Annotated in this window: 21 protein-coding genes; 12 read left to right on the forward strand and 9 right to left on the reverse strand. The window is 42.5% G+C overall.

The window, feature by feature from the left end; all coding sequences use genetic code 11:
• Positions 1-30 precede the first annotated feature (30 nt).
• Genes nadC through ACSBL2_RS04330 form a run of 3 tightly spaced genes read left to right on the forward strand, consistent with a single transcriptional unit; the run spans position 31 to position 2,369 of the window.
• Positions 31-873, forward strand: coding sequence for a carboxylating nicotinate-nucleotide diphosphorylase (gene nadC / locus ACSBL2_RS04320; RefSeq protein WP_442590436.1), 843 nt, complete (start codon positions 31-33; stop codon positions 871-873).
• A gap of 4 nt (positions 874-877) precedes the next feature.
• Positions 878-1,525 carry a glycerol-3-phosphate 1-O-acyltransferase PlsY gene (plsY, locus tag ACSBL2_RS04325; protein ID WP_442590437.1) on the forward strand — a complete coding sequence of 216 codons (648 nt, stop codon included), beginning with the start codon at positions 878-880 and terminating at the stop codon, positions 1,523-1,525.
• 16 nt (positions 1,526-1,541) lie between these two features.
• Positions 1,542-2,369, forward strand: coding sequence for a M48 family metallopeptidase (locus ACSBL2_RS04330; RefSeq protein WP_442590438.1), 828 nt, complete (start codon positions 1,542-1,544; stop codon positions 2,367-2,369).
• A 65-nt stretch (positions 2,370-2,434) separates the two neighbouring features.
• On the opposite strand, the gene ACSBL2_RS04335 is transcribed toward ACSBL2_RS04330, so the two are convergent.
• From ACSBL2_RS04335 to ACSBL2_RS04350, 4 genes are all read right to left on the reverse strand, one after another.
• Complete coding sequence (locus ACSBL2_RS04335) at positions 2,435-3,724, reverse strand: anthranilate synthase component I family protein (RefSeq protein WP_442590439.1); 1,290 nt, start codon at positions 3,722-3,724, stop codon at positions 2,435-2,437.
• 69 nt (positions 3,725-3,793) lie between these two features.
• The gene (locus tag ACSBL2_RS04340) at positions 3,794-5,071 is read right to left on the reverse strand and encodes an adenylosuccinate synthase (RefSeq protein WP_442590440.1); all 1,278 of its coding nucleotides are present in this window, start codon (positions 5,069-5,071) and stop codon (positions 3,794-3,796) included.
• 117 nt (positions 5,072-5,188) lie between these two features.
• A complete protein-coding gene (locus ACSBL2_RS04345; protein ID WP_442590441.1) occupies positions 5,189-5,677 on the reverse strand; it encodes a Fur family transcriptional regulator in 489 nt (162 codons plus the stop codon).
• A gap of 62 nt (positions 5,678-5,739) precedes the next feature.
• The gene (locus ACSBL2_RS04350) at positions 5,740-7,947 is read right to left on the reverse strand and encodes a RelA/SpoT family protein (RefSeq protein ID WP_442590442.1); all 2,208 of its coding nucleotides are present in this window, start codon (positions 7,945-7,947) and stop codon (positions 5,740-5,742) included.
• 111 nt (positions 7,948-8,058) lie between these two features.
• Between ACSBL2_RS04350 and ACSBL2_RS04355 the strand changes: the two genes are divergently transcribed.
• The 5 genes from ACSBL2_RS04355 to ACSBL2_RS04375 all read left to right on the forward strand — a co-directional run bounded on the left by ACSBL2_RS04355 (position 8,059) and on the right by ACSBL2_RS04375 (position 12,820).
• Positions 8,059-8,676, forward strand: coding sequence for a DUF4294 domain-containing protein (locus tag ACSBL2_RS04355; RefSeq protein WP_442590443.1), 618 nt, complete (start codon positions 8,059-8,061; stop codon positions 8,674-8,676).
• A gap of 6 nt (positions 8,677-8,682) precedes the next feature.
• Entirely contained in the window at positions 8,683-9,180 is a 498-nt protein-coding gene (locus tag ACSBL2_RS04360) for a glutathione peroxidase (protein ID WP_442590444.1), read from the forward strand.
• A gap of 54 nt (positions 9,181-9,234) precedes the next feature.
• Entirely contained in the window at positions 9,235-9,951 is a 717-nt protein-coding gene (gene bshB1 / locus ACSBL2_RS04365) for a bacillithiol biosynthesis deacetylase BshB1 (RefSeq protein ID WP_442590445.1), read from the forward strand.
• A gap of 55 nt (positions 9,952-10,006) precedes the next feature.
• Positions 10,007-11,368 (forward strand): acyl-CoA dehydrogenase family protein, encoded by a 1,362-nt coding sequence (locus tag ACSBL2_RS04370; protein WP_442590446.1) that lies wholly within the window; start codon positions 10,007-10,009, stop codon positions 11,366-11,368.
• Positions 11,369-11,686: 318 nt separating this feature from the next.
• A complete protein-coding gene (locus ACSBL2_RS04375) occupies positions 11,687-12,820 on the forward strand; it encodes a redoxin domain-containing protein (protein WP_442590447.1) in 1,134 nt (377 codons plus the stop codon).
• Positions 12,821-13,001: 181 nt separating this feature from the next.
• On the opposite strand, the gene ACSBL2_RS04380 is transcribed toward ACSBL2_RS04375, so the two are convergent.
• The gene (locus ACSBL2_RS04380; protein ID WP_442590448.1) at positions 13,002-13,406 is read right to left on the reverse strand and encodes a hypothetical protein; all 405 of its coding nucleotides are present in this window, start codon (positions 13,404-13,406) and stop codon (positions 13,002-13,004) included.
• A gap of 5 nt (positions 13,407-13,411) precedes the next feature.
• The gene (lat, locus tag ACSBL2_RS04385; RefSeq protein ID WP_442590449.1) at positions 13,412-14,743 is read right to left on the reverse strand and encodes an L-lysine 6-transaminase; all 1,332 of its coding nucleotides are present in this window, start codon (positions 14,741-14,743) and stop codon (positions 13,412-13,414) included.
• Positions 14,744-15,298: 555 nt separating this feature from the next.
• Between lat and ACSBL2_RS04390 the strand changes: the two genes are divergently transcribed.
• Positions 15,299-16,000, forward strand: a complete 702-nt coding sequence (locus tag ACSBL2_RS04390; protein ID WP_442590450.1) for a histidine kinase dimerization/phospho-acceptor domain-containing protein — start codon at positions 15,299-15,301, stop codon at positions 15,998-16,000.
• A gap of 3 nt (positions 16,001-16,003) precedes the next feature.
• On the opposite strand, the gene ACSBL2_RS04395 is transcribed toward ACSBL2_RS04390, so the two are convergent.
• Positions 16,004-16,882: a 1-aminocyclopropane-1-carboxylate deaminase/D-cysteine desulfhydrase gene (locus ACSBL2_RS04395; protein WP_442590451.1), complete on the reverse strand. Its 879-nt coding sequence runs from the start codon at positions 16,880-16,882 to the stop codon at positions 16,004-16,006.
• A gap of 227 nt (positions 16,883-17,109) precedes the next feature.
• Between ACSBL2_RS04395 and ACSBL2_RS04400 the strand changes: the two genes are divergently transcribed.
• Together ACSBL2_RS04400 and ACSBL2_RS04405 are read left to right on the forward strand one after the other, a co-directional pair.
• A complete protein-coding gene (locus ACSBL2_RS04400; RefSeq protein WP_442590452.1) occupies positions 17,110-18,138 on the forward strand; it encodes an RluA family pseudouridine synthase in 1,029 nt (342 codons plus the stop codon).
• Positions 18,139-18,144: 6 nt separating this feature from the next.
• Entirely contained in the window at positions 18,145-18,984 is an 840-nt protein-coding gene (locus ACSBL2_RS04405) for an aminotransferase class IV (RefSeq protein WP_442590453.1), read from the forward strand.
• 31 nt (positions 18,985-19,015) lie between these two features.
• Here ACSBL2_RS04405 and fmt read toward each other — a convergent pair whose 3' ends face one another.
• Positions 19,016-19,936 (reverse strand): methionyl-tRNA formyltransferase, encoded by a 921-nt coding sequence (gene fmt, locus ACSBL2_RS04410; protein ID WP_442590454.1) that lies wholly within the window; start codon positions 19,934-19,936, stop codon positions 19,016-19,018.
• Between the two features lie 156 nt (positions 19,937-20,092).
• Between fmt and ACSBL2_RS04415 the strand changes: the two genes are divergently transcribed.
• Entirely contained in the window at positions 20,093-21,136 is a 1,044-nt protein-coding gene (locus ACSBL2_RS04415; protein ID WP_442590455.1) for a DNA topoisomerase IB, read from the forward strand.
• 111 nt (positions 21,137-21,247) lie between these two features.
• On the opposite strand, the gene ACSBL2_RS04420 is transcribed toward ACSBL2_RS04415, so the two are convergent.
• A complete protein-coding gene (locus ACSBL2_RS04420) occupies positions 21,248-21,460 on the reverse strand; it encodes a hypothetical protein (RefSeq protein ID WP_442590456.1) in 213 nt (70 codons plus the stop codon).
• Positions 21,461-21,469 lie beyond the last annotated feature (9 nt).

The following is a 21,469-nucleotide window of genomic DNA, read 5'->3' on the forward strand; positions in this document are numbered from 1 at the left end:
AAATGCTATTTTTGGATTAAAATACACGTTTTGGATAAGGAATTAATAGGTCAATTTATTAAAAATGCTATCGCTGAAGACTTGGGCGATGGCGATCATACATCACTTTCAACTATTCCGGCAGGTACTCAGGGCAAGGCTAAATTACTGGTAAAAGAATCAGGAACTCTTGCAGGAGTAGAACTGGCCATAGAAATATTTCAGCAGGTAGATGCTGCACTGCAGACCGAAGTTTTCATCAATGATGGTGCAGAAGTTGCCTACGGGGATGTGGCATTCACCGTGACGGGAAGCTCCCATTCTATTTTGCTCGCAGAAAGACTGGTACTGAACTGCATGCAGCGGATGAGTGGGATTGCCACGGTAACCCATCGCATTGTTCAACTTTTATCACCTTATACCACACAATTACTGGATACCCGTAAAACCACACCCGGACTAAGATACCTGGAAAAATGGGCGGTACGGATTGGTGGTGGTGTCAATCACCGCATAGGGCTGTACGATATGATCCTTATTAAGGACAACCATGTGGACTATGCCGGTGGAATTACAAATGCAATTGTCGCCGCCAATAACTATCTTGCTGAACAGCATAAAAACTTACAGATTGAAATAGAGGTCAGGAACCTGGACGAGCTTCATCAGGTACTGGCAAAGGGATCGGTAGACAGGATTATGCTGGATAACTTCAGTTTTGATGACCTGAAAAAGGCTGTACAGCTAATTGATCACCAATATATTACGGAAGCTTCCGGTGGGATTGTGGAAGGAAATATTACGGAATATGCCAAATGTGGTGTCGATTATATTTCAATGGGTGCACTTACGCATTCGGTGAAGAGTTTAGACATGAGTTTAAAAGCCATATAAAAGGATGTTATCTATTTATTCTATATCTGCCGTTATCTTAGCCTATCTATGTGGCTCTATCCCTACTGCTGTATGGATCGGGCAGGCATTTTATGGTATTGATGTCAGGGAATACGGAAGCGGAAACGCGGGGGCAACCAATACTTTCAGGGTGCTGGGTAAGAAGGCCGGTATTGCTGTAATGACCATTGATATCGCAAAAGGATATACGGCCACCAAACTTGCCTACTTTATAGGTCTCTCGGTTACCGGACCACACCATTCTGCCCAGTTTGTCAACTATGAGCTGGCATTGGGGGTGATTGCCGTAATGGGACATTTATTCCCAATTTTTGCGGGTTTCAGAGGAGGTAAAGGAGTAGCTACACTTTTTGGAATGATTTTGGCAGTTAACTTTCAGGCAGCGATGTTTTGCGTTCTTGTTTTTGTTGTAGTGCTCCTGGTGACCAAATATGTTTCGTTGAGTTCCATTTGCGCAGGGTTTACCTTTCCGCTGAGTATAGTTTTTATCTTGCATTCCACCATCAAGTCGGAAGTATTATACGGAATGTGCGTGTGTGTGCTGATACTGATTACCCACCAGAAAAATCTGGAGCGACTCCTGAAAGGCAAAGAATCCAAAGTTTATCTGTTCAAAAAGAAAAACAAATAAAAAAATAATTTATCTGATGAAGAAGTCTACTATGATGTGTATTGCTGCGGCAGTACTAATTACCTACGCCTGCTCTACAGTTCCGATCTCTGGAAGGAACAGAATCAGCTTTATAAGTGAAACTGAAATGCAGACTGCTGCTGCACAGAGTTATACCACCCTGCTGAAAGATCCCTCAACCAAAGTCCTGAATACTGCAGATGCTACACGCGTAAAGCGTATCGGTCAGCAGATTGCTGCTGCAGTTACCAAATACATGAATGCAAATGGTTATGCTGCGCAGATTGAAGGTTTTAAATGGGAATTTAACCTGATCGATAGCAAAGAGATCAATGCCTGGTGTATGCCTGGTGGTAAAGTAGCGGTATATTCAGGTATTTTACCTGTAGCAAAAGATGATGCCGGACTGGCAACTGTAATGGGGCATGAAATTGCACATGCAATTGCGCAGCACTCTTCAGAGCGTGCTTCAAAAGCTGCGGTTGCTGAATTGGGCGGAAGCCTTATCGGTGCAGCAACCGGGAATAAGTCGGCCGCTATCCAGACCGGAATCAACCAGGCTTACGGACTGGGGGCACAAGGCTTATACCTGTTACCCAATTCAAGGACGCAAGAGCTTGAAGCAGATCACCTCGGCTTAATCTTTATGTCAATGGCAGGTTACAATCCTGCAAGTGCCGTTACTTTCTGGCAACGTATGTCGGCCGCAAGTGCAGGTGCCCAGAAACCGGCTGAATTCTTCAGTACACACCCTGCGGATGCTACACGTATTGCACAGATCCAGAAAGACCTCCCTGAAGCACAGAAGTATTTTAAATCTACTTCAGGTAAACCTGTTCAATAATTGGTACAGGCTCTTTTAACGATAAATTTTAGAGGTGCAGGATTTCTTTCCTGTACCTCTAAAATTTAATACATTGCTTTTAAGGTATTCAGGATTGCTGAAGCTTTTAGCAGACACTCTTCATACTCACTTTCCGCAGAAGAAGCATAAGTAATGGCTCCGCCCACCTGGAAAGACAGGTAGTTAAGGGTATCATGATAAAGAATGCTGCGGATAATTACATTGAAATCAAAATTCCCCTTTGGGTCAAGGTAGCCAAATGCTCCCGAATATAATCCCCTTCGACTCATTTCAGTCTTTTCAATCAGTTCCATTGCCCGTATTTTAGGGGCACCGGTCATCGATCCCATCGGGAAGGTATAACGGATGGCATCAATGGGATGTAGTTCCGGCCTGATCCTGCAGCTGATTGTCGATATCATCTGGTGCACCTGCGGGAAGGTATAAATGCCAAACAGTTCATCTACCTGTACGCTCCCGGATACTGCGGCTTTCGTCAGGTCATTGCGTACCAGGTCGACAATCATTACATTTTCTGCCTGTTCTTTTTTATTGTTTTTCAGTGCTTTCTTGATGCGTTCATCCTCTTCAGGATCGGGGCTTCGTCTGGCTGTACCTTTTATCGGCTGAGAAATCAGCTGTTCTCCCTGTTTACGGAGATAGCGCTCCGGACTGGCGGAAAGAATATACTTGTCGTTGATTTTAAAGAAACCTGCAAAGGGGGTGGGGGACAGCCGGGTTAAGTTGCTGTATACTGCATAAGGATTGATACTTGCCTGCGTTGCAAAGAACTCCTGACAGAAATTTACTTCATAAATATCTCCCCGGGAAATATACTCCTTCAACTCTTCTACTTTGTGTATATAGGTCTGTTTGTCCATCCGCGACTGTACGTGGAGCCGCTGCGTTTTCACCTTTTCAGCAGACGGGGATCCCTTTTCCTTCAGTGCTTGTTGTCCAAACAAGCCGATCTGTTGCAGTAAGTCCTCGGGACCTTTAAGGATCTCCGCTTCACCATTTTTCACGGCAATAAGAAAGCGGGGGACAAAGAAAAACAGGTCCTGAAATCCCAGGTGGTTTTCATGGGCAGAACTCAGTTGTTCTGTTTCATTCTTAAGATCATAACCTAAGGTGCCGAACATCCAGCCGTCATGCTGATCACGAAATAATTTCAGCTCCTCAAAAGCATTTCCTGCCATGGTGCCCAGTTGCTCCAGGCTGTCTGCAGCAAGAAGGAATTCAAAGCCGGAATAGGCGTCTGAATACTCATTGGAGTCGAAACAACAACATACATCAAACTGACCTGCCCACAACAGTGCCTGTTCTTTAAATGAGATAAGTTCCCGGGGATTCATGGAATATTGACAATTTTTTATGAATAAAAAAGGCGGCACCAGGCCGCCTTTAATGTAATATATGTGCTCTTATTGAAGAACAAGGGTTTGTACCCTGTCCGGACCAACAGAAAGATATTTTACCGGAACTTCCAGTTCTTTCTCCAGGAAAGCGATATAATCAGCCAATTTAGCTGGTATCTCTTCTATTTTAGTGATTTTAGTAATGTCAGTTTTCCAACCTTCAATTGCTTTTAAGACAGGCGTAGGTTTGATGGAAATGATATCATATGGCATATAATCAATCGTTTCACCATTGTACTCATAATGGGTACAGGCATAGATGGTATCAAACTCATTCAATACATCAGCCTTGGTCATCACCATTTCAGTCACTCCGTTCAGCATAATGGCATATTTCAATGCGGGAAGGTCGATCCATCCGCAACGGCGTGCACGACCTGTGGTCGCACCAAATTCATGGCCTACCTGACGAAGGTTTTCACCCACTTCATCTTCCAGTTCCGTAGGGAAAGGTCCGCTTCCTACACGTGTGCAGTAAGCTTTGAAAATACCTACCACGCTGCCAATTTTGTTTGGAGCGATACCTAAACCTGTACATGCACCTGCAGTAGTGGTATTGGATGAGGTCACAAAAGGATAAGAACCGAAATCAATATCCAGTAATGTACCTTGTGCACCTTCAGCCAGGACTTTTTTGCCTTCTTTCAGGTAACCGTTCACAAAATGCTCACTATCTACATGGGGAATAGCTTTGATAAACTCAATCGCTTCAAAGAATGCAGCTTCTTTCTCTGCAAGATCGTATTCGAAATTATAGTGGGAAAGTAATTCTTTATGTTTGCTAACCAGTTTATTGTAACGTTCTTTAAAATCTGGTAAGGTGGTATCACCAACACGTAAACCATTACGTCCGGTTTTATCCATATAGGTTGGACCAATACCTTTAAGTGTAGAGCCAATCTTATCTTTACCCATTTTCTGCTCATTTGCAGCATCCAGTAACTGGTGGGTAGGTAAAATTAAATGTGCTTTACGGGCAATCATCAGTTTTCCTTTAGCAACAGGATCATGACCGGCTGTTTTAAGGTTATCTAATTCTCTTTTTAAAATGATGGGATCTATAACCACACCATTACCAATCAGATTCATGGTTTTCTCGTTAAAAATACCGGAAGGAATGGTATTTAAAACAAACTTCTTGCCATCAAACTCTAAGGTGTGGCCGGCATTCGGTCCGCCTTGAAAACGAGCTATCAAATCATATTGCGGACCTAAAACGTCAACAATTTTTCCTTTGCCCTCATCGCCCCATTGCAGGCCAAGAAGCACGTCTACTTGCGTCATTTAATTTAATTAAGAAAAGATTATAATTGTATTTTTTATTCGTACTGTTTATATTTTCCTAACCATAAGCAGCGTTGTCCAGCTGCATAGGGTTAGGAAAAACCTATGCAATAGCCCTTAGCCGGCATGTTGAACATCCTCTTTTTCCTTGATCGTATTTTTTGCAGTACAATCAAAGCAGCTGCCGTACAAGTTCAAGGAGTGGTGTTTGATCTCAAACTTCAGCAAATCACCCACCATAGTTTGAATCTGATGGATCCTTGGATCACAGAATTCAACCACTTTACCGCAGTCGATACAGATAATATGGTCATGCTGATGGTATCCGTAAGATTTTTCAAACTGGGCCATATTTTTTCCAAACTGATGTTTGGTCACCAGATCACAGGACACCAATAACTCCAGTGTGTTGTACACGGTTGCCCTGCTGACTCTGTATTTCTGATTTTTCATATGGATGTAGAGGGTTTCCACATCGAAATGATCATCTCTTGAATATATTTCTTCCAAGATTGCAAAACGCTCAGGCGTTTTTCTCAGACTTTTGTTTTCGAGATAGGCTTCAAATATTTTTCTAACCAACTCGCTGTTATGGTTTTTAGACATAGTTTTAAAACTCCCTTCAAAGGTATCAATTTTTAAATAGATTGTATGATTTATTCAAATTTTTAGGCATCAAAACGTGTAACTCCTGTGACTCCCCTCACTTCCAAAAGATTTTTGATCAGGTTGTCGAGGTGGTCTTTATCGTTGACAAAGATCATTATAGAGCCATCAAAAATCCCATTATCTGTATCTACTGTAATAGAACGCATGTTTACCTTAAAATCGTTTGAAATAACTTTTGTAATATTATTGATTAATCCAACATCATCAATCCCGACAATATGTAATCCGGTCAGGAAGGTCAGCTCCTGTTGTTTGTTCCATTTTGCTTTAATGACCCTGTAACCATAGTTTGCCATCAGCTGTGCTGCATTCGGACAACTGGTACGGTGGATTTTTATTCCTTCATTTACGGTTACAAAGCCAAATACATCATCGCCCGGAATGGGGTTGCAACAGGCCGCAAGGGTATAATCTATCTTTTGAAGATCTTCTCCAATCAGGAGGATATCAGATTCCGGACCTTTGACCTTATTCAGCAGGGCTTCAATCTGCTGTCCTTCATTTTTCTCCCCAACGCGGTTCTCTACTTCTTTCTCGCTGGCCAGGTATTCTTTCAGGTCTTTCAGTTCTATCTTCCCATTGGCTACATCAATAAACAGTTCCTGGGTGGAACCCAGTTTGAAGTAGTAGCTTAACTTCAGCAGGTTATCGGTGTTATAGGTTATTTTTAAGGATTTAAGTTTACGCTCCAGTAATTCCTTCCCTGCTTCGGCTACCTTTCTTTTTTCCTCTTTAAGGGAAGACTTGATTTTGGATTTCGCTTTTGCGGTGACTACGGTATTCAGCCAGTCTTCCTTAGGCATTTGCTTGCTGGAGGTAATGATTTCCACCTGGTCGCCGTTCTGAAGTTTATATGACAGGGGAACCAGCTTATGGTTCACCTTGGCACCAATACACCTGGCGCCTACGTCGGTATGGATTTCAAAGGCAAAATCCAAGGCTGTAGCGCCCAGGGGAAGCTGTATCAAAGCTCCTTTTGGGGTGAAAATAAAAATCTCATCGGAGAAAAGGTTCATTTTAAAATCATCCAGGAAGTCGAGCGCATTGGCCTCCGGATTGCTCAGCATTTCCCTGACTTTCATGATCCACTGGTCGAGTCCATTATCATTGCTCGATTCCTTATACTTCCAGTGTGCCGCAAAACCTTTTTCTGCAATTTCATTCATTCTTTGCGTGCGGATCTGCACTTCCACCCATTGTCCCTTAGGACCCATCACGGTGGTATGGAGCGATTCGTAACCATTTCCTTTTGGAGAAGACACCCAGTCACGCAGGCGGTCGGGGTTTGGCCGGTATAAATCCGTTACAATAGAATAGGCTTTCCAGCAGTCGGCTTTTTCATTTTCAGGCGTACTGTCCAGGATAATCCTGATGGCAAAAAGATCATATACCTCTTCAAAAGGAATATTTTTCTTCTTCATCTTGTTCCATATGGAATGGATAGACTTCGGCCGGCCGTAGGTACTGGCCACAAAGCCCTGCTCGGCCAGTATCTCATTAATCGGGTCCACAAACTGTTTGACGAAAAGCGTACGTTCAGCTTTCTTTTCATTGAGTTTGGTGGCAATAAACTTATAGGTATCGGGCTCCAGGTATTTCATGGAAAGATCTTCCAATTCCGACTTGATGGCATATAAACCCAGACGGTGGGCAAGAGGGGCATATAAATAGATCGTCTCAGAAGCTATTTTGAGCTGTTTATGCCTCGGCATAAAATCCATGGTCCGCATATTGTGCAGCCTGTCGGCCAGCTTGATCAGGATCACCCTTACATCATCAGCAAGGGTAAGCAGCATCTTTCTGAAATTTTCTGCCTGAAGGGAACTGTTGTAATCGAATACACCGGCAATTTTGGTGAGGCCATCAATTATTTTTGCTGTTTTCTTTCCGAATTCCCTTTCAATATCCTCGAGGGTAATCTCTGTATCTTCCACGACATCGTGTAACAGGGCACATACAATGGAGGTGGTTCCCAGCCCTATTTCCTCAGCAGCGATTTGAGCAACAGCTATCGGGTGATAGATATAAGGTTCACCGGACTTCCTGCGCATGTCTTTATGGCTTTCCAGGGCCATATCGAAGGCTTTGCGGATTTCTTTTTTATCTCCCTTTTGCATTGTAGGTTTACAGGCGCGCAAGAGGGCACGATACCGCTTAAGGATTTCTTGCTTTTCTGCTTCTAAATCAATTACTAAGGTATTCTTCATTTGTATTTTTTTCGTAATAATTGTTGGTAGTTATACGTTTAAGGCTATATTAGATATACGTTATAAACCTAATACATTAAATTTGCTTTAACTTCGCGGGAGCATAAATTTATGAAATTTTACAGTTTATTTATTCTGTTATTTGTCATTATTATCGGAGCAAAGGTAAATGCTCAGGATAATCCTGCGCCTTATAAGTTCCCTCCACACGGCAAAAATGATACCATTAAGGTGGCTTCTACCAATGACATGGGGGAGATGATCCCCTGGATTCCATTAAATGAAGTCGTGATTTATGGGGTACGGATATTTAAATCGCCTGCCGACCGCGCGGCTTATAACAGGTTGCGTTACAATGTACTTAAAGTGATGCCTTATGCGCTTTTTGCGAAACGCCGGTATGAGCAGCTGGAACGTGACCTCGCCGTTACCACCAATAAGAAGGATCATAAAAAACTGATTAAACAATGCGATGCGGAAATTAAACAGATGTTCAAGACAGAAATTAAAGAACTCACGATTACGCAGGGACAAATATTAACAAAGCTTATAGACAGAGAGGTTGGACGTACGACCTATGAGATTGTGAAAGAAACACAGGGTGGAGTCAGAGCCTTTCTTTACCAGTCTGTTGCACGTGTGGTAGGACATAATCTAAAAAGCACCTATAATCCGGAGGAGGAAAGGGATATTGAATCCATTATTACTTCTTCAGGTTATTATCAATAATTATATATGACAGAGACTCCCGGTAATATCTACCAGTTTAAAGCGAAGTTGATCAATGGTGATGAAAAAGTGTTATCAGACTATAAAGGCAAAGTGCTGCTGATTGTCAATATTGCTTCAGCATGTGGTTTTGCCCCGCAACTGGAAGAACTGCAGGAACTGAAGGAAAGTATGAAGGACGAAGCATTTGAAATCCTGGGCTTCCCCTCAAATGATTTTGGGGGTCAGGAACCTTTAAACGGTATGGCGATCCATGAGTTTTGTACCCAAAACTACGGGGTGGAATTCCCGATTTTCGATAAAATTATGGTCAGGGGCAAACTTGCCAATCCCATTTATCAATTTCTGGGGGATAAGAAACTAAATGGCCGCCTCAAATCTACCCCCCGCTGGAATTTTCATAAATACCTGATCAACAAAAATGGGGAGGTTGTTGATTATTTCTTTCCCTTTACCAAACCTCAGTCGGCCAAAGTTACAAAGAAGATCCGCAGGTTACTGTAGGTTCCTATGCTGTACATTGTATAGCCGACAAAACAAAACAAGATTAAAACACAAATGAAATTAGATATATTAGTATTGGCTGTTCATCCTGATGATGCAGAGCTGGGTTGTTCAGGAACCATTTTAAAACATATCGCTGCCGGTAAAAAAGTAGGTATAGTAGATTTTACAAGAGGAGAGCTGGGAACCCGCGGCACGGCAGAAACCAGGGATGCAGAAGCTGCCGACTCTGCGCAGATTTTAGGTTTACATGCAAGGGAAAACCTGCGGTTCAGGGATGCCTTTTTTAAAAATGATGAAGCACATCAACTGGAAGTGGTACGGATGATCCGTAAATACCAACCGGAAATCGTATTCAGTAATGCCTTGCGCGACAGGCACCCTGATCATGGTAAGGCGGGCGATCTGGCAAATGATGCCTGTTTCTTAGCCGGATTGCCTAAAATAGAAACAGCACTGGATGGGGTAGCGCAGGAAGCTTGGCGGCCACGTCTGATTCTCCAGTATATCCAGGATCAATATATTCAGCCAGATATCATTGTAGACATTACTCCTTATATAGAAACAAAAATACAATCTATAAAGGCTTTTAAAACACAGTTTTATACACCTGGAGTGGATGGGCCGGCTACGTATATCTCTTCTCCTGATTTTTTTGAGAGTGTCATTGGCCGTGCCCGTGAATTCGGTAAATCTATCGGGGCAACTTACGGTGAAGGTTTCACCTCCCGCAAACTTTTAGGGATCGATAATCTTTTCGACTTAAGGTAGGAACACAAAACCGGCCTTATGGATGTTTAGTATAAAACAAATATAAAACATCGTTATGGCCGGTATATTTTCCAAATTAAAAAATGCGTACACCCTTTTTCAGAAAATAGATCTGGAGAAACTGGATGCCTTATCCAGAAAAGTTGACCTTACAAAAATTGTAGATGCGGTAGCCCGGCTGGATGATCAGCAGGTTGGCGGACTGATGAAGATGCTGGGTTCTCCCTCCAGGAAAAAAGAGCTTCCGCCTATCAATGGTGATTTTTACCATTTGGGTGCCCAGGCACTGACTGAGGAAGACCGTGCCTTGCAGTTAAAGGTAAGGGCCTTTCTTGAAAAAGAAGTGAAACCGCTTGTGAATGACTACTGGCTGAAAGCTGAATTTCCCTTTGAACTGATTCCAAAAATAGCTGAACTGAACATTTGTGGATTAACTTACAAGGGCTATGGCTGCCCCGGAAGGTCTAATCTGATGGAAGGGATTCTGGCCATGGAACTGGCAAGGGTAGATACCTCTATGTCCACTTTTTTTGGGGTACAGAGTGGCCTCGCTATGGGATCGATTTACCTGCTGGGTTCTGAAGCCCAGAAGCAGGAATGGTTGCCTTTAATGCAGCAAATGAAGATCATTGGCGCTTTTGGCCTCACAGAACCGGAAGTAGGTTCAGCAGCTGCGGGGGGACTTACGACTACCGCGAAACGGCAGGGGAATAAGTGGATCTTAAACGGTCAGAAGAAATGGATTGGCAATGCAACTTTTTCGGATGTAACCATTATCTGGGCACGTGATCTTGACGACAATGAAGTAAAGGGTTTCCTGGTGAGAAAGGGAACCAGGGGGATTGCAGTGGAAAAAATGCGCGATAAAATGGCCTTAAGGATTGTGCAGAATGGTTTAATTACGCTGACGGATTGTGAAGTAGATGAATCCGACCGGCTGCAAAATGCCAATTCATTTAAGGATACCGCCAGGGTATTGCAAATGACCAGGGCAGGGGTAGCCTGGCAGGCTGTGGGTTGCGCCAGGGGTGCCTACGAAAGTGCATTGGCGTATACCAGAACCCGTAAACAGTTCGGTAAACCTATAGCCTCCTTCCAGTTGGTACAAAACCACCTGGTAGAGATGTTGTCCAACCTGACCGCCATGCAGACCCTGTGTTTCAGGTTATCGCAATTACAGGATGAAGGGCTGCTGACCGATGAGCATGCCTCCCTGGCCAAGGTTTTCTGTTCGTTGCGGACACGTGATGTGGTCAGCAGGGCAAGGGAGGTCATGGGTGGAAATGGGATCTTACTCGAATATGATGTTGCGCGTTTTGTGGCAGATGCCGAGGCAATATATTCTTATGAAGGTACGAAAGAGATCAATTCCCTTATTGTTGGACGTGCAATTACAGGATTTTCTGCCTTTGTATAATAAAAGACATTTTTTTAAACAGGAATACCCGGGATACCGGAATGCGCAGTCTCCGCATGGGGTGGCTAAAGATCATTAACTGCCTTTTGAGTGGAATTTATCTCCCAAACGGGAACCTGGCATCTTTGCATTTAGCTTACTGTTTATACATAAATGACGGAAATCACGTTATTTTTACAAATACCTAGGAAGGTTGTGTTAATATTTTCTTTAATTTGAGAACTATTAGCCATTAAACCTACCAAGCTATAATTAGTCTGTACAGCTACAACATTGTTTGTACCGTACAATCTACCTTTAAAATTTTAAAAAAAATACATGAAAAGATTAGTGTTATCCTTATTAATGACTTCTCCTGTTCTGGCATTTGCACAACAAGGTGCTTACACCTTAAATGGAAAGATTGGAACTCTTAATGCGCCATCAAAAGCGTATCTTATTTACACAGCCGGAGGTGCACAGGTGCTGGATTCTGCTGTAATTACAAAAGGTGCATTTACCTTCAAGGGAACAGTTGCCGGCCCTACAGCAGCAAGGGTTGTCATTGACCACCAAGGTGCCGGAATACAAAAGCTGGGCAGGAATGCTGACAATAGTGTAGTTTATCTTGAAGCTGCAACCATTAACCTTGCCGCGAAAGATTCAGTGAAACATGTGACCATCACTGGCTCAAAACTGAATGATGAGAATGTAAAATATACAAAATCTATCAGCGCTCCAATGGCACTGATCAATTCGATCAATGCAGAATTCCAGAGTGCTCCTGAAGATAAACAAAAAGACCCTGCTTTCAGGGAAGCATTGGAAGCGAAATATGAAAAAGCGGTTACTGAGCTTGAAGGGCTTCAGAACGCTTATATCAAAGCAAATCCTGATTCCTACTTCAGTCTTGTCGCTTTAACTGAAACTACAGGTCAGGGCATTGATGTAGCGAAAGTTGAACCAATTTACAAAGGTTTATCGGCAAGGGTACGTGCTACAGAGGCAGGTGTAGCTTTTGCTAAAGCAATTGAAAGTGCACGTGCCACTTCAGTTGGTGCTATGGCTCCCGATTTCACACAGAATGATGTGAATGATAAACCTGTTTCCCTGTCAAGCATGCGTGGAAAATACGTACTGTTAGACTTCTGGGCTTCATGGTGTGGACCTTGCAGGGCTGAAAATCCAAATGTAGTTGCTGCTTTCAATAAATTCAAGGATAAAGGCTTTACTGTCCTGGGTGTTTCTTTAGATCAGCCGGGTAAAAAAGATGCATGGTTAGCCGCTATCGCTAAAGACGGACTGGCATGGACTCAGGTATCAGACCTTAAATTCTGGAACAATGAAGCTGCTCAGTTATATGGTATCCACAGTATTCCTCAGAATTACCTGATTGATCCAACCGGAAAGATCGTAGCTTCCAACTTAAGAGGTGCTGAATTACATGCTAAATTAGCTGAGCTGATTAAATAATCAGCCTAAAAACAGGGTTTATTTAGAGACCCTGTTCAAATAAATAAAAGCCTTTATGAAAATCCTGATGCTTATTCAAAGTTCAGCACCTTCATAAAGGCTTATTTATTTTTGATCCGCTTTATGTTGTATCAAGCGATGTGGTACCTACAACGAGATGAAGATCTTTTCAGGTTAACTGTTATTTAAATGGATATTTCTTTACACTCGTGTAACCTGTTGCACTCTTTTCATATAATCCCACACAACCTGTATTAAAAGAGCTGTCAAAGTTCACATTCCCGGGACTCAGCTGATGGGGTACAGAACTACCTTCCATAAAATAATACACTTTGGTATTTCCTCCTTTATGGTGGGGTTTATAATTGCCGAAGGTTTCCATCTCTGACCATATTGTATCTTTCACGGTGACTGTAAAGATATATTGAATAGGGCCTGTATTATTTTCATTTCTATACTTGGCAATTTCTTTAAATCCCGCTTTCAGGTCACCTGCACCAGGTTGAAAAAACGTCCCTTTCAGCATCCAGACCACCAGGAAGAGCACAAGGATCACCAGGAAGATATTTGTTTTTTTATTTCGCATTGTATTTATAAATCGGCTAAAATTTTAGTCATCACTTCAAGACCCAGATCGATATGACCTTTCTCTATGATCAGGGCCGGCCGGAAACGGATCGTATGTGAGCCGCAGCCTAAAAACATCACCTGCTGCTCCATTCCTTTTTTGATAAAGGCATTCCGCATGGCCGTATCAGGAAAATCGAAAGCACACAGGAGTCCTTTCCCGCGCACATTGCTGATCTTCTCATACTTGCCGGCCAGTGCTTCCAGGTTTTCTTTCAAATACAGTCCCACCTGAGCAGCATTCTCACATAATTGATCCTCCTGTATAATCTGAAGGATTTGTGTCGACCTCACCATATCCACCAGGTTTCCACCCCAGGTGGAGTTAATTCTTGAAGGGACATGGAACACATTGTTCTCCACCTCATCAACTTTATGTCCAACCAGGATTCCGCAGACCTGCATTTTCTTGCCAAAAGCTACAATATCGGGTCTTGCTTTCTCACTGTAGTGCTGGTGGCACCAGAATTTACCGGTCAATCCCACACCAGTCTGCACCTCGTCATAAATGAGAAAGGCCTCATTTTCGTCTGCAATATTCCGCAGTTGTATCAGGAACTCCTCACGCAGGTGGTTGTCGCCACCTTCAGATTGTATGGGTTCAATGATAATGGCACAAATATCATTTTTAAAGTCTGCAAATGCCTGCTTCACCTGTGAAATTGACAATTCTTCAGTATGTATGGCATTCTCCAGGTTTTCTCCCTGCTGGGGGAATTTAACGGTAGGAACTGAAACACGTGGCCAGTCGAATTTCGCGAACCATTTTGTTTTATCAGGTAAGGTATTGGTCAGGCTCAGGGTATAACCAGATCTGCCATGAAAGGCTTTCTCAAAATGAAGTACTTTGAAACCTTTTTCTTCCTTGTACCCTTTGGCAAAATTCTTTTGTACCTTCCAGTCCATTGCTACCTTGATGGCATTTTCAACAGCCAGTGCGCCGCCCGCAATAAAAAAGGCATGCGGCAGATAGGAGGGGATACCAACGGCTCCGAATGTTTTCACAAACTCAGCATACTGTTGCGTATATACATCCGAATTCGAAGGGTTTGCAATGGCAGCCTGCAGCAGATTGTTTTTAAAGTTTTCATCATTGACCATCTTCGGGTGGTTATACCCGAGTGGGACAGAAGCAAAACAAGTGAAAAAATCCAGTAACTTACGTTTGTGCTTCGAGTCATAAATATATGCTCCCTGGCTTTCGGCCATATCGTAAGTCAGGTCAAACCCATCAGCTAATATATACTGGCTTAAAGTTTCATTTACCTTATCTGGTGCTACGGTAAGTTGGTACATAGTTTTATATTTTGGTTCATTGTAAATGTAACAAAAAGCCTATCAATAACAAATCAAGCCATATTGTGGGAGAAACCAAAATGGTGCTTAAAGCTTCTTAAAGGCATCAAACGTTTTAGGTATCATTTAAAGGAAGTTTTTATGTATCGGAGGGGATGGTGAGAACTTGAAATGGTAAGCTATGAATTCGAATTGGTTACAGCATTATTTTCAACCAGATGTATAATCATAGATGATTGAGCAATAAAAATTCTCAAACTTGCCATTCACGATTAGTTTTGTGGGTGGCTTTTTAAAGTCTAAACATCAACCGAGCATATGACAGGTAATGGAATTGTAACAAAAGGCCCATCAGGTAATAACAGTATAAGAGGCATGTTGCGTAAATTTTGTTTTACGGTGCAGGATATAAATCTTATTATTTATATTCGTAGAGAAGGGCTGATCAGAAACACCTGAACCCCCTTTTTCATTTGAATTTGTATCCTTGTTTGTGATTTTCAATGAAGTTCCCATGCCTGATTAATTTTAAACCTATTTTTTAATAAAACTACTTTGTCGAATCAGAACATGGATAAAGGAAAGAAACCTCAGAAATTCATCGTTACGGATAGTGAAATTGCCTTTCATCATGAAGACCGGAAGAAGCGTACTGCAGAACTGGCCACAGCAAATGAAGAACTGGCTTACCAGTATCTTGAAAAGAGTAAGCGTGCTGGAGAGCTGCTTATCGCCAATGAAGAGTTGCTTTTTCAAAACAGAGAAAAGGAAAACCGTGCCTCAGAGTTAATTATAGCAAACAAAGAACTGGCTTATCAGAACCAGGAAAAAGAGAAACGTGCTGCAGAGCTGCTTATTGCCAATAAGGAGCTGGCCTACCAGAATGAAGAAAAAGAGAAACGTGCTTCAGAATTGGCCATAGCAAATAAGGAACTTGCTTTTCAAAATGAGGAAAAGGAAAGGAGGGCAATAGAACTGATGCGCGTGAATAGTGAACTTAAAAAGGCTGAAGAGCAACAAAAAATGAACTTATTGGTCATGGAGGAGATGATGTTCATCACTTCACATAAAATCCGTCAGCCAATTGCACAGATTCTCGGGTTGACCAACCTGATGGATACCTTAATGGATTCACCGGAGGAACTCAAAGAGATGACAGGATATATTCAGCAGTCTGCACATTCCCTTGATAACTTAACCAGAGAATTGACCACCTTTATCTATGAGCAGGAAGTAAAAGCAAGAAAGGCTTTATAAAATTTAAATCTCGAAAAGCCTTTCCTTCATTCCCATAATTCCCAGAAGTCCCCCGCTATGAATAGCTACGATTTTCTGGTTTTCAACGAAATAATTCTTGTCGGCCATATCATAAATTGCATAACACATTTTAGCGGTATACACAGGATCTATCAATATCCCGGTTTCTGCAATAAATTGTTTTATGAAAGCCAGCAACAGCGGCTGTGTTTTGGCATAACCACCGAAATGATAATTGGTATGTACAATCAGGTGTTCTGTAAAGGGCACATAACGTTGTATATCATCTTTCATGAATTCTCCGCCTTTAAGTACCGGGATCACATGAAGTTTAGTCTTCAGGCCTGCATCCTGAATTCCTTTGAGCAGTCCGGCAGCCGTTGCTCCGGTTCCCGCAGCGCAGAAAATATGATCCACGTCGCCGGGCAGTTCTGCAATGATTTCCGCACATCCTTTCACTGCTTTTGATCCTGCACCACCTTCATCTACAAAGTAACTGTCAGGGTTATTCCCGAAATATTTATGGTAGCACGACAGTTTATCACGGTACGACTCCCGGTCGATAAAAATAAGGTGCATCCCAAACAATTTACACAGCACCAGCATTTCATTGGCCAGCTCTTCGCCCCTGACAAAGGCAGTCGATTTTAATCCCGCCCTGGCAGCAGCAGAGGCCGTCGCAACAAGGTGATTGGAGTATGCTCCTCCAAAGGTAACCAAATGTGTCTTTCCTTTGGCAGCTGCATCCTGCAGGATATATTTTAGCTTTCTCCATTTATTCCCTGAAATATAGGGGTCGATTAAATCATCCCTTTTCATCCATAAATCTTTCAGGTATGGGTGTGACAGTTGTTGTAAGGGGCTGTACAAATCTTTAAACATGCCGCAAATATAAAGCTCTTTTTTAGGACGTTTATAATTTAATCCATACTATAAAGCATTTCAGGGCGAATTTCTTTCAAGAAATGTAATAGTTAAAGATTAGTTTTGTAAAATGGAATCTGTAAAGGTAAATCTCTTATGGGCTCCATTAGCAAATAACAATAAAACTCATGGAACACGCAAGGCAGGGATGCCGGATGTGCGGTGACCAATAGCAAATAAACTTAATGGAAAACACAAATAGCGGGCAGGAATTAGAAGAGCAGGATTTATACGAGCATTTTAATATAGTAGTAGACAAAGGACAATCCCTGTTGAGGGTAGATAAATTTCTGATGCACCGGATGGAGAATGCATCCAGGAACAGGATACAGAATGCCATAGAAGCAGGAAATGTACTGGTCAATAAATCCACAGTAAAGGCGAGCTATAAGGTGAAACCGGCAGATGAAATTTCTATTGTATTCCCACATCCGCCAAGAGATACAGAAGTGTATCCGGAAGATATTCCTCTGGATATTGTGTATGAAGACAATGACTTGCTGGTAGTTAATAAACCAGCAGGAATGGTTGTACATCCGGGTTTTAACAACTATACGGGTACATTGGTAAATGCCCTGGCCTTCCACTTTGAGCAATTGCCACAGTTGCCGGGTAATGAAGGCAGACCGGGACTGGTACACCGGATTGATAAGGATACTTCGGGACTCCTGCTCATCAGCAAGAATGAAATCACGATGACCAAGCTGGCCAAGCAATTTTTTGATCACTCGATTACGCGTAAATATATCGCCCTGGCCTGGGGTGACATTGAAAATAATGGCACTGTTACAGGGTACATCGGACGAAGTGCAAAAAACAGGATTGTCATGGACGTTTATGACGATGAGGAGAAAGGAAAGTGGTCTGTTACTCATTATTCCGTACTGGAACGCTTAAATTATGTAACCCTGATCAGTTGTCAGCTGGAAACCGGACGTACCCACCAGATCAGGGCACACATGCAGCATATTGGTCATCCTTTATTTAATGATGCGAATTATGGAGGAGATAAGATCCTGAAGGGGACTACGTTTAATAAATATAAACAATATGTAGCCAACTGTTTTGAATTGCTGCCACGTCAGGCCTTACATGCACAGACTTTGGGTTTTATCCATCCTACGACTAAGGAATATATGGAATTTGAAGCGCCGCTGCCACCTGATTTTGATGCTGTACTTAACAAATGGAGAAACTATATCGTTCAGTCGTAATTATTAATGCAACAGGAATATATTTTACATAACAATCAGTTTGTAGAGATCAATCAGCCTATACTGACGGGTAAAAACCGTGGGTTCAGGTATGGGGATGGCCTTTTTGAGACCATGTTGATGTCGGGCGGGAAATTAAAGTTCCCTGAGCTGCATGCCGATCGTTTACAGGCCGGAATGAATGCGCTGAAGATGGAAGGGGGAGTGTTGTTCGATGCTTATTTCCTAAAGCAGAAAACGGCAGAACTTTGTAAAAAGAATAAACTAAAAGACAACATCAGGTTCCGTCTTTCGGTATACCGGGATGGGGAAGGATTGTATACACCTGAAAGCAACCGGACAGGATACATGCTGGAAGCTACGCCATTGGAGCATGCAGGGTATGAGCTGAACAAAAAGGGACTGATCATTGACGTATTTGACGAAATATCAAAACCCGTTGACAAGTTTTCCAATTACAAGACCAGCAATTCATTGCTGTTTGTCATGGCTGGATTGTATAAAAAACAAAACCGGCTGGATGAAGCATTTATCCTGAACCAGCATGGCTTCCTTTGTGAAAGCATCAGTTCAAATGTTTTCGTTGTTTATGATAAACAGGTCTATACTCCCGGCTTATCTGAGGGTTGTGTGGCAGGCGTGATGCGTAATGCTGTGATGCAAATGGCTAAAACCAATAATATCTCTATTATTGAAGCGCAGATCAATCCGGAAGTGCTGAAAGAGGCGGAGGAAGTGTTCATCACGAATGCCACTTCAGGTATACGCTGGGTAATGGGGTATGGAAAGAAACGTTATTTCAATGAAGTGACGAAATCGCTTTCCACACTGCTGAATGCTTTATAGCCAACGCCTGCAAAAGTATACAGGGAATGCGTTATAAACGCATTCCCCTTAAAAATTCATCGACCATCATTCTCTTTTTGCCTTCATACTGCACATCAAGCAGTTGAATGAAACCATCAGTGGCAGCAAATTTCAGATATGTTTTTCCATCTGTCATAAAGTCGCCCGGCAGGTGTGCTTTTCCATTATCCCCTTTTGTTTCTTCATAAGCAGCTTTAAAAATCTTAATGATCTTATCGTTCAGCTGTGTAAATGCCGTAGGGTAAGGACTCAGTCCCCTGATCAGGTTATAAATTGTTTTTACCGGCTGATTCCAGTCTATTTTACAAAACTCCTTAAATATTTTAGGGGCATGTTTTAACTCCCCGCTCATGGGCTGTGGGATTTCAGTATAGTTATTGCCTTCTACAGCCTTTACTGTTTTGACCAGTAAGGCTGCACCGGTCTCCATCAGCTTGTCGTGAAGGTCACCTGCTGTGTCATCGGCTGCAATACTTACTTTTTCGGAAAAAATCACATCACCGGTATCAATTTCATGCTTCAGGAAAAAGGTGGTTACCCCACTTTCTGTTTCTCCATTGATAATGGCATGGTTAATGGGTGCTGCGCCACGGTAATGCGGCAGGAGCGAGCCGTGCAGGTTGATTGTTCCTTTTGGGGGCATATTCCAAACCACTTCAGGCAGCATCCGGAAGGCAACCACCACCTGAAGGTCGGCATTCAATGATGTTAACTCCGCAATGAATGCAGGGTCTTTCAGTTTTAAAGGCTGTAATACTTTTATGCCTTTTTCAACAGCATATTTTTTTACGGCACTCTCCTGGAGTTTTTGTCCTCTTCCTGCAGGTTTATCTGCTGCGGTAACTACCCCTGCAATTTCATAGCCTGCTTCATACAAAGCATTTAAAGAAGCTACGGCAAAATCGGGTGTCCCCATAAAAACTATTTTCATAGATATATGTTTGTTTTTTCAGTATTGTGTTGTATTGGCTTTTAGCTGAAACCGCAGTTTTTCCATGTATACCTGTTGGTTCATGAAGGATACTGTGGGATCTGCTTTAAAACTGACAAAATAACTAAAATTTAACGCATATTCTGCTTAATTCATATGGTTCAGACACCCGAAGAGATAAAAGAAAGTGGTTTGGTATACGTTACCGACAGTATGCCTGGTATTTACAGGAAGGGAGTGCCCGGTAAGTTTTATTACGAGGATAAAAATGGGGTCAGGATAAAAGACGAATCCATACTGGAAAGAGTACTGGGACTGGTCTTGCCTCCGGCCTGGACGAATGTGTGGATTGCTGCAAAAAAGAACGCTTATCTTCAGGCGACAGGCCTGGATGCTGCGAAGCGTAAACAATACCGGTACCATCCCAAATGGACTTCAAGGCAGTCTGACCATAAATATTTCAGGTTACTGGAATTTGGAAAAGTACTGCCTCTGGTGAGGAAAAGGATAGCGAAAGACCTGAGAAGGAAAGATTATGACGAGCAGAAGGTACTTGCAATTTGCCTGCAGGTGATGCAGAAAACACTGATCAGGGTCGGAAACGAATCCTATGCCCAGCTCTATGGCAGTTATGGTTTGTCTACCCTGCGGACCAAACATGCAAAGGTGGAAGGAAACCAGCTTAAGCTGAAGTTTATCGGTAAAAAAGGCGTAAAGCAGGAAGTGGTGCTCAATGACAGGAGCCTGGCAAAAATGGTCAAACATTGTATGGAAATCCCTGGTCAGGATTTGTTTCAATATTATACAGAAGGCAGGGAGCACCGGGGAATTGATTCGGGTAAGATCAATAATTACATCAGGGAAATTACGGGGAGTGACTTCACGGCTAAAGATTTCCGTACCTGGGGAGGAACGCTGGAGGCTTTAAGGCAAATGGCTATCTGCAACTGTAACGTGGAAGAGGAGCGGCCAAAGAAGAAAATCATTGTGCATGTGCTGGATTGTGTCGCTTCAAAACTGGGAAATACCAGAGCAGTATGTAAGAGTTCCTATGTCTACCCGCTACTGCTGGAGGCCTTCGAAAATGACCGGCTTGAAAAGTACCTGAAGAAAATACATACTACACAGCCTGATACCATCAAAGCCATGGAGAATGACGAGAAAGTACTGATGAAATTTTTGAAAGAGATGCAGCGCTAAGTTGAAGATCTGCCTGACCCGCAATAACTGAATGGGCAGCACCCCTAGCCTTCCTGAAAATAAGGACAACAAAAAAGAGCTGCATATCCAGCTCTTTTTTGTTGTCCTTATTTATTCTTTAGGGGCTTTTTTGACCGGATTTACCGGCTGTTCTTCACGTTCCCTCTGTTTTGCGGGATTCTTAAATTCAGGCTCCTCTTCTGTATAGTCCTTATCTTCGGGTTTCTTTACTGCTTTATTTCCTTTGTCCACTTTATCTTTAGGGATACTCTCCTGAAGATTACTGCCCGGATTTTCATTTTTTTTCTTAGGTTCCTCGTTCATGGTAAGATC

This window comes from Pedobacter sp. AW31-3R (assembly GCF_052180285.1).
Classification (GTDB): Bacteria; Bacteroidota; Bacteroidia; order Sphingobacteriales; family Sphingobacteriaceae; genus Pedobacter.

Coding starts and splice junctions, on each gene's coding strand:
- plsY (WP_442590437.1), top strand. CDS start 878: ATGTTATCTATTTATTCTATATCTGCCGTTATCTTAGCCTATCTATGT.
- ACSBL2_RS04330 (WP_442590438.1), top strand. CDS start 1,542: ATGAAGAAGTCTACTATGATGTGTATTGCTGCGGCAGTACTAATTACC.
- ACSBL2_RS04335 (WP_442590439.1), bottom strand. CDS start 3,724: ATGAATCCCCGGGAACTTATCTCATTTAAAGAACAGGCACTGTTGTGG.
- ACSBL2_RS04340 (WP_442590440.1), bottom strand. CDS start 5,071: ATGACGCAAGTAGACGTGCTTCTTGGCCTGCAATGGGGCGATGAGGGC.
- ACSBL2_RS04345 (WP_442590441.1), bottom strand. CDS start 5,677: ATGTCTAAAAACCATAACAGCGAGTTGGTTAGAAAAATATTTGAAGCC.
- ACSBL2_RS04350 (WP_442590442.1), bottom strand. CDS start 7,947: ATGAAGAATACCTTAGTAATTGATTTAGAAGCAGAAAAGCAAGAAATC.
- ACSBL2_RS04355 (WP_442590443.1), top strand. CDS start 8,059: ATGAAATTTTACAGTTTATTTATTCTGTTATTTGTCATTATTATCGGA.
- ACSBL2_RS04360 (WP_442590444.1), top strand. CDS start 8,683: ATGACAGAGACTCCCGGTAATATCTACCAGTTTAAAGCGAAGTTGATC.
- bshB1 (WP_442590445.1), top strand. CDS start 9,235: ATGAAATTAGATATATTAGTATTGGCTGTTCATCCTGATGATGCAGAG.
- ACSBL2_RS04370 (WP_442590446.1), top strand. CDS start 10,007: ATGGCCGGTATATTTTCCAAATTAAAAAATGCGTACACCCTTTTTCAG.
- ACSBL2_RS04375 (WP_442590447.1), top strand. CDS start 11,687: ATGAAAAGATTAGTGTTATCCTTATTAATGACTTCTCCTGTTCTGGCA.
- ACSBL2_RS04380 (WP_442590448.1), bottom strand. CDS start 13,406: ATGCGAAATAAAAAAACAAATATCTTCCTGGTGATCCTTGTGCTCTTC.
- lat (WP_442590449.1), bottom strand. CDS start 14,743: ATGTACCAACTTACCGTAGCACCAGATAAGGTAAATGAAACTTTAAGC.
- ACSBL2_RS04395 (WP_442590451.1), bottom strand. CDS start 16,882: ATGTTTAAAGATTTGTACAGCCCCTTACAACAACTGTCACACCCATAC.
- ACSBL2_RS04400 (WP_442590452.1), top strand. CDS start 17,110: ATGGAAAACACAAATAGCGGGCAGGAATTAGAAGAGCAGGATTTATAC.
- ACSBL2_RS04405 (WP_442590453.1), top strand. CDS start 18,145: ATGCAACAGGAATATATTTTACATAACAATCAGTTTGTAGAGATCAAT.
- fmt (WP_442590454.1), bottom strand. CDS start 19,936: ATGAAAATAGTTTTTATGGGGACACCCGATTTTGCCGTAGCTTCTTTA.
- ACSBL2_RS04415 (WP_442590455.1), top strand. CDS start 20,093: ATGGTTCAGACACCCGAAGAGATAAAAGAAAGTGGTTTGGTATACGTT.
- ACSBL2_RS04420 (WP_442590456.1), bottom strand. CDS start 21,460: ATGAACGAGGAACCTAAGAAAAAAAATGAAAATCCGGGCAGTAATCTT.